The organism is Piscirickettsia salmonis LF-89 = ATCC VR-1361 (assembly GCF_000297215.2).
Lineage (GTDB): Bacteria > Pseudomonadota > Gammaproteobacteria > Piscirickettsiales > Piscirickettsiaceae > Piscirickettsia > Piscirickettsia salmonis.
This window is the reverse complement of record NZ_AMFF02000160.1, coordinates 1-8,010: the sequence shown is the minus strand read 5'-3', so window position 1 is coordinate 8,010 and position 8,010 is coordinate 1. Positions and strand designations below refer to the sequence as shown.

Annotated in this window: 5 protein-coding genes; 3 read left to right on the top strand and 2 right to left on the bottom strand. The window is 38.6% G+C overall.

The features are described 5' to 3' along the window. Positions 1 to 574 precede the first annotated feature (574 nt). Positions 575 to 1,267: an IS91 family transposase gene (locus tag C200_RS14310; protein WP_052133290.1), complete on the top strand. Its 693-nt coding sequence runs from the start codon at positions 575 to 577 to the stop codon at positions 1,265 to 1,267. A 298-nt stretch (positions 1,268 to 1,565) separates the two neighbouring features. On the opposite strand, the gene C200_RS12685 is transcribed toward C200_RS14310, so the two are convergent. Together C200_RS12685 and C200_RS12680 are read right to left on the bottom strand one after the other, a co-directional pair. Continuing rightward, positions 1,566 to 4,646, bottom strand: coding sequence for an efflux RND transporter permease subunit (locus C200_RS12685; RefSeq protein ID WP_032126786.1), 3,081 nt, complete (start codon positions 4,644 to 4,646; stop codon positions 1,566 to 1,568). 17 nt (positions 4,647 to 4,663) lie between these two features. Continuing rightward, positions 4,664 to 5,716 (bottom strand): efflux RND transporter periplasmic adaptor subunit, encoded by a 1,053-nt coding sequence (locus C200_RS12680; protein ID WP_016211319.1) that lies wholly within the window; start codon positions 5,714 to 5,716, stop codon positions 4,664 to 4,666. Positions 5,717 to 6,248: 532 nt separating this feature from the next. On the opposite strand from C200_RS12680, the gene C200_RS12675 reads away from it, so the two are divergent. Together C200_RS12675 and C200_RS12670 are read left to right on the top strand one after the other, a co-directional pair. Further along, positions 6,249 to 6,899: an outer membrane protein gene (locus C200_RS12675; protein WP_016211316.1), complete on the top strand. Its 651-nt coding sequence runs from the start codon at positions 6,249 to 6,251 to the stop codon at positions 6,897 to 6,899. 334 nt (positions 6,900 to 7,233) lie between these two features. Then, on the top strand, positions 7,234 to 7,878 hold the full coding sequence (locus C200_RS12670; RefSeq protein ID WP_016211315.1) for an outer membrane protein: 645 nt from the start codon (positions 7,234 to 7,236) through the stop codon (positions 7,876 to 7,878). The last annotated feature ends 132 nt before the right edge of the window (positions 7,879 to 8,010 follow it).

Sequence of the window (8,010 nt, the reverse complement as noted above, 5' to 3'; positions counted from 1 at the left end):
TAGTTTCGTTTCCGTCGAGCTACTGGTCTCTGTTGGTTCCATACGACGTTTCCCTTTTGAAGTTGTTATTACCCAAGGCCCTTCCCTCCACAGGCGTTACTCTGCTTCAACAGTACTATGACCCATCTGACTTCCTGCTTACCTTTTGAGCCTTCTCGCTTTTTATACTTGTTAGCTCATACTGATTCCTTTTCAGAGTTTGCAGGATCTCCCACGTTCACCAATAGACTTTAATAACATGCCATGCTCTAAGACCCCGGAGATGTCGAATATTTCTTCTCTTAACGTCCTATTCGATATTGCCTTCTGATACATTCCAAATCATCGGCTATCTCAGTATTATGTTTACGAGGCTCAATCACTTCAGCTCTTTGGCTTACGGCCTATTATTTCCCTGCCTACGCTTAGCACGCACTGTTACCAGTACTTACTCAAGGCTCGGTACCTGATATGCTGAGCTGCATTTTCAGGGCTGAACTTTCATCAGCTAGTGCTGAGGTTTACCCTCAGGCTCTATTGGCGCCTCGTGGCGCTCGGAATGTACATGTTCATATCTCCGTCACACGTGGAGGTTATGACTAAAGCTAGTGATACCTGGGAAAGTATTTATTTTGCGGATAAAGTCATTATGCCTATGTGGCGATTTCGTGTGATCTCTCTGTTGCGTGAAGCCTACAATCATGAGGATTTCATCATGCCTGATGAATGTCGTGATCAATTCCCTGACTACACCAGTTATAATCGCCTTTTGAATAATCAATATCAAAAATACTGGTTTGTAAACTTCTCTCCTGCTGATGAAAATCATCATCACAATGTGAGTTATCTCGGTCGTTATTTGAAGCGACCTGCATTAGCAAACTCACGTCTTCGACATTATGATGGCCGCAGCGTGATTTTTAATTACTACGATCACAAAGAAAAAAAGCACAAAAATTATGAGTGTTCAGTTGAGGCGTTTATTGAGCGATTGACACAACATATACCAGAAAAGTTTTTCAAAATGATACGGTATTACGGCTTTTTAGCGAATCGAGTCAGAAAAACCTTGTTACCAAAAGTCTATGATTTATTAGATCAGACCATTGAAGCTGCTCAGTCTGTTACCTATTCCAGCCTGATGAAAGCCAATTATGCAGTAGATCCTCTCATTTGCATACTTTGTGGCAGTGAAATGAGACTCTCTGGATTCACAAACTCAACCCCTTTATCGAAGTTGCGTCAACATCATGAAAAGCTTGCGAAGATGAAGGAGGTCCGGCTTTAATTCAGCCTGCATAGGATTAATCCGTCCAAAAACGATAAAACGCACCATATGTGATACTTTTTGCCGATAATTAAGAATAGTTTCTGTTCTTCAGGTCAAATCTCTCAAATTTTGCTTCACTAAAAAATGATCCATTAACCCGGCTGAAACTTTCAAATTCTTCAATATTTAAGCAATATTTAATACATATATAAGACTTAAGTATGGATCATGTTTATATTAAACTTAGAACACCAAGGCTTAATGGCAAAGTAGAGCACTCACACCATACTGACAAGCAAGCATTCTACCAATTAAATCAACGCTCAAGTAAATTTAATCGAAACTTTCCCTTGTCTTTAAATGCCATTTTAGCTGTATTAACTAAGTAATACATAAGGGGCAATACCAATAAAGTCATCATTGTCCCTATCATCATCCCTCCCACAATCACCCAACCTAATTGATAGCGCGCCTCAGACCCAGCACCACTAGCAAAAACTAAGGGCACAGCACCTAACACCATTGCAGCAGTTGTCATTAAAATTGGGCGAAAACGTACCCTAGCAGATTGTTTAATTGCAACTAATAAGCTTTCCCCTGATTTCTGGGATTGATTCGCAAATTCAACAATTAAAATGCCATGCTTTGCAATTAAGCCGATTAACGTCACTAAACCAATTTCCGTATAAATATTTAGACTACCACCAATTAAAAATAAAGTGCCTAGCGCTCCGGCAATAGAAAAAGGCACACTCATTAAAATAATCAGCGGATCAATGAAGCTTTCAAACTGAGCACTCAAACTTAAATAAATAAAGAGCAATGCAGCAATAAAAATAAAATAAACGGAACTACTTTCCTCTAAATATTGACGGGTATTTCCGGAGGTTGCATAAGACATTTGTGCAGTTAAGTCTTTTTTAGCGATCACCTCTAAAAAATTTAACGCTTGCTCTGTACTATATCTATGACTTAACGTTGCTTGAATGGTCACTGAGCGTTGGCTTTGAAAATGATTAAGGCTTGATGGGTTTACTGTCATTGTCACCTTAATTAAATCGCGCAAAGGTATTTTAGCGCCACTCTCAGCCGTAACATACAATTGATTTAAACCGGTAATTGATGCCTGACCTGATGCGATGACTTGCGGGATCACATAATAACTAAGCCCATTATTGACGAACTCGCTACTTTGTGGCTCTGCCAATGCATTAGTTAATACACTTGCGATACCACTAACCGATACCCCTAAACGAGTCGCCATATCACGCTGAATTGTCACATTATATTCAGGCTTATTAAATTGCAAATCCGTCATTACACGACCAAATCCTGCGTTTTGATGAATCGCTTGCAGTATTTTATTGACATGCGTTTCAAGCTCAGCATAATCACCATTGGTTTTAATTACAAATTCAATATCATAATTATCATGGGACGTTGGTAAGCTAGGCGGCAAAACAAACATCGCCTTCGCTCCTGGAATACGTGCAGCCGCTTTATTTAATTGCCCAGCAATATGCCCTGCACTCAGTGAGCGCTGACTTTTACTTGCCAATTGAACCATCAGCATTGCATGACTTTGATCACCACCTGCACCATTAATAACCGTGACATTCTCTACTCCAGAAACGTTACTTGCAAGCTCACGTAACCTGGCAGTATAAGCCTCGGTATTGACTACGCTGGCTGCCATTGAGCCTTGCACAATACCAATCACTGTATTTTGATCTTCTTTGGGCGCAAGTGTACTATTTTTTACCAAGGGAATAATATATATTCCTCCACAGACAATAACTGTTCCAGCAATAATCAATACATTTACTTTATTATTAAATACCTTGTTTAATAATAAACTATAATAATCACGTAACTTGGTTAAACACGCTTCTATTTTAAGTTGCCAACCTGCCGGCTGATGATGAGCCTTCATCATCCGAGCACACATCATTGGCGATAAAGTTAACGCAACAATACCTGATAAAATAACACTAGCGGCCAAACTAAAAGCAAACTCTCGAAATAATGACCCAGTAATTCCCGTACTAAAGCCAATGGGCGCATAAACTGCAGCTAATGTTAATGTCATCGCAATAATTGCAAAGCGAATCTCACGTGCCCCTTTAAGTGCTGCTTTAAAGGGTGTAAAACCTTGTTCTATATAACGATGAACATTTTCAAGAACCACGATTGCATCATCAACCACCAGGCCAATGGCCAAAACAAATGCTAATAGTGTTAACACATTAATGCTATAACCTAATAAATACATTAACGCAAACGTGCCAACCAAAGAAACTGGAATGGTCACCAGCGGAATCATTAACGCCCGAAAAGAACCAAGAAATAGTAAAACAACTGCAATCACAATAACAATAGCAACCATTACTGTATGACTTACTTCACTCAGTGAGTCTTGAATATAAGAAGAACTGTCTCGAGCAATACGCACAGAAAGACCCTGTGGTAGCTGTTTTTGAATCTCTGCCACCTCATTCTTTACTGTATTTGCAACCATTAATGGGTTCGCATCACTTTTAGTAATAATCCCAACACCAACCGCAGGCTTACCGTTGACATATAAAGAAGATGCCTTGGTTTGCGCACCCAGCTCAGCATAGCCAATATCACTTAAGCGAACATACTGATCTTGCTGACTCTTAATCACCAAGTTATTAAACTGAGTCGCTGAATTTAAACTCGACTCAATATTAATATTAATCACTTGGCTATTTGTACTAATACTACCCGCCTGAGCAAATAAATCATTAGCAGCCAAAGCCGTACTAACATTCTCTGTCGTCACCCCTAAAGCCGCCATTTTGGCAGGGTTTAACCATAAACGCATAGCATACACTCGAGGCCCTAAAATATTAGCTTGAGCCACCCCAGATAAATTTGCTAATTGTGGCTGCACAACCCGTTGCAAATAATCATTAATCGCCTCAGGCGTTAGCTTACTACTTGAAAAACTAATGATCATCATCGGCGTCGAATTAGAATCTCCCTCTTTAATCACCGGCGTATCTACACCCGATGGTAGTTTTTTTAACACTGGTGTTAAATCATTGTTTATTTCAATTAACGCCTGATACAAATCCGCATTGAGATTTAAACTCACAGTAATCCGACTATTCCCTGCAGAGCTAACCGAACTCACGTAATCAACACCGGAGATCCCCTGCAACGCTTGCTCCAAAGGCGTGGTAACAAACGCTTCAACTAAACTCGCACTCGCTCCTGAATAACCGGTACTAATCGTCACCACATTAGCGCTAACTGCTGGATATTGACGCACAGCCAGTTTATTATAAGCAATTAATCCTGTTAAAAAAATTACCAAACTCAAGACACAAGCGAGCACAGGACGCCTAATAAAAAGATCCGTAAATTGCATATTATAGTTACCTTACTTTATCCTTGAATGACAGCTACAGTTGCGCCATCATGCAAATTTACGTTATTTAATACAATTTTCTCACCTGCCTTTAAACCTGAATGCACAATCGCTTGACCCTCTTTATTTTCACCCAATACAATCGAAGTTTGTATCACCTGGTGATGTAAGCCAATGATATAAACATAAGCGCCTTTTGCGTTATACTGCACCGCTGTCTCTGGTATCTGCAAACGTTGCTGAGGCTGGCTTGTATATAAGTTCACGCTAACGAGCTGACCAGGTAACAGCTGATAATGTGTATTATTAATTTGTGCGCGTAATGTCAGTGTCCCAGTATCTGAGTTAATCTGTGGCTCTATCGCTACAACTTTACCGCTAGCTATCTGCATGGGCTCAGCCTGCGTGGTAATGTCTACTGTTTCACCTATTTTAACTTGCCGTGAGTCTTGTGATGATACATTAAAATCAACCCACAAATGATCTAAATTCTGTAGACTAACAATCGTATCACCTGAATCTAAATAACTACCTACTGTAATATCACTAATACCAATGTTGCCATTAAAAGGCGCTTTAACCTGTGTTTTATTATAGGCTGACTGTGCCTGTTCTAATAAAGCCCAGTTCGCCTTGACCGTAAATTTTACCTGATCTAGCTCCTGCTCAGAAAGTACATGATTCTTAAATAAAGATTGATCTCGCTGATAAGTTAATAAACTAAGATGGTAATCCGCTTCCGCTTTGTCCAGCTGCCCTTTTGCCGTCGTTGAGTCTAAGCTAACTAATAACTGACCTTGCTTCACTTTATCGCCAGACTGAAAGGCAACCCTTGTCACTGTTCCTGCCACTTGAGCTTTAAGCGTAACACCTTGCTGTGCTTTTAATGTCCCTACTGTTTGAATCTGCGGCTGGTAATTGATTGTCTTAACAGTAACCTCTTGCACAGCAATTGCCATATTTTTTTTCGGCTCCGGCTGTCGTAACGTGTTTGAAACCACAACCAAACTAACAATAAGACTCACTAAACAGACAATAATTAATAATAATGTCGACTTTTTACGTAACAAAAAATAAATCCTTAACTCAAGTTAAGTTAAATACAACTCAAAATGCTATGGCCACTCCATAAACTCTCTAAAATTGTACCAAGCTCAGCGCTATAACTCTACAAGATCAACTTTAAGAGGATGTTAAGAAGTGTAAAAAACACTGCAGTCAATTAGCTTATACAGCAACCAACCCAAATGATACAGTAAGTCAGCAACTAACTCATACATTGCCTAAATCTAGGTTACAACATGCCATACAATCAAAGAGATAATCGTCACTTGAAGGCCATGCAGCAACTAAAGTAGCAGATAGCTCAATATCAATTATAAAAAAAACATCTAAAAAAAGATGTTGAAACTTATAGTTCAGCCCACTCCTATTCACCTACTGCATACTATTTTTAGCTATAATTCTGACAATATTTAGAAAAAAAGCAAATCTTATCAAGAAACTAAAAAATAATTAATAAAATTAAGATTTGAATAAATAAGTATAAATGATCAGATAGTACGGCATTTAAAAATAAAAAATTTCAGGAAAATAAATATAATGAAAACAGTCTTAAAATTAACTGCAATGACTGCACTTTTAATTTCAACCTCTGCTCTAGCGACAAAATCCGGCGCTTATATTGGCCTTAATTTAGGCTATGGCGGAATGGATACAGCCCAACTAACCAAAAACTCATTCAGAAACGAAGTAAGCAGCAGCGCATCCTTACGTGGTTTTGCTGGTCGTATTAATGCTGGCTATCTTTGGAGCCAAAGCTCACTAAACTATGGTATTGAACTAGGTTATGCAACCTATGCAAATAACCAATATTCAGCACTAGGTAAAAACGGGGAAAAATATAACTTTACATACAAAGGCTATAATATCGACCTCTTAGGAATTGCTCAATATAATTTTAGCCCTAATTGGAATATCCTTGCTAAAGCGGGTGTTGCTTATGTCAGTCAAACAACCTCCGGAAGTAACGAGTTTAGTCATGTGTTTGCAAACAAAAGTAAGTTACTCCCAGAAGTTGCTCTTGGCCTAGGCTATGAATTTACCAATGGCATCGGCTTAAATCTAACAGCGAGTCATATTTTTGGTAACCAATCAACATTTGCTGGCAATAATAACCAAACAATTAAAAATAACCTCAATAAGGTTTCTCCAGTTGATATGGTTACAGTAGGTGTCAACTACAACTTCTAATGAGTAGTTTAGGCAATAATAAACTCTTAACTTCTCCATTTCACGGGCCTTACGGCCCTTTCATTCACCACACTATAAGTTACTTTCTTGGCTAACGTTATCATCCATCTCAAAATGTACAATATCCCCCCAAGTAAATATTTATAATCACTGGGCAAAATCAACAAAATCATAAATCAAAGTGTTATCAAACTAACTTCATATCACAGACACTATAAAATAAAGTGCATGTATTGAATAAATGTAGAATTCATCCTAAAAATTAAGATTCAAACAATCAACTGAACATGATCTTATATCCAACACTTAAGTAAATAATCTTACAGGAAGATAAATGAAAGCGATTATAAAATTAACTGCAATCACAGCACTTTTAATTTCAGCCTCTGCTCTAGCGACAAAGCCAGGCGCTTATATTGGCCTTAATTTAGGTTATGGTGGAATGGATACTCCTAATCTTGACCTTACAAAGCTTCATAATATTGCAAATGATAGCCATTCATCACGCGGTTTTGCAGGTAGCATTAATGCCGGTTACCTTTGGAACAAAGGTGCCTTAAACTATGGTTTTGAACTAGGCTATAGCACTTATGCTAATAACCAGTACACCGCAGTATCTTTTGGCAAAAAATATAATTTCACCTACAGTGGTAGCAGTCTTGATTTCTTAGGCGTTGTTCAATATAACCTTAACCCAAACTGGAATATCTTCGGTAAAGCCGGTCTTTCCTATGTCAGCCAAAAAACAACTGGGGAAGGCATCCTCAGTCTTGCCGCTGATAGTAAAAGCAAAATGCGACCCAAGTTTGCCCTTGGCGCTGGATATGGGTTCGACAATGGTATTGGTCTAAATGTTATGGCCAGTCATACGTTTGGCACTAAGCCACAGGTTTCCAACAACATCATATCAATTAAAGATGATGTTAATAAAGTTGCCCCTATCGATATGATCACTGTGGGTATCACTTACAATTTCTAATGTATTAAAATTATCTCACTAGATAATAATAAAGCCTCAGCAGCCCTTTTTTATGGGGGCTGCAACCCTAAGTTTAAATCACAGAGCGCTCAAAAATCATCAACCCCGTTCTTATTAACTCACCTTACGCAC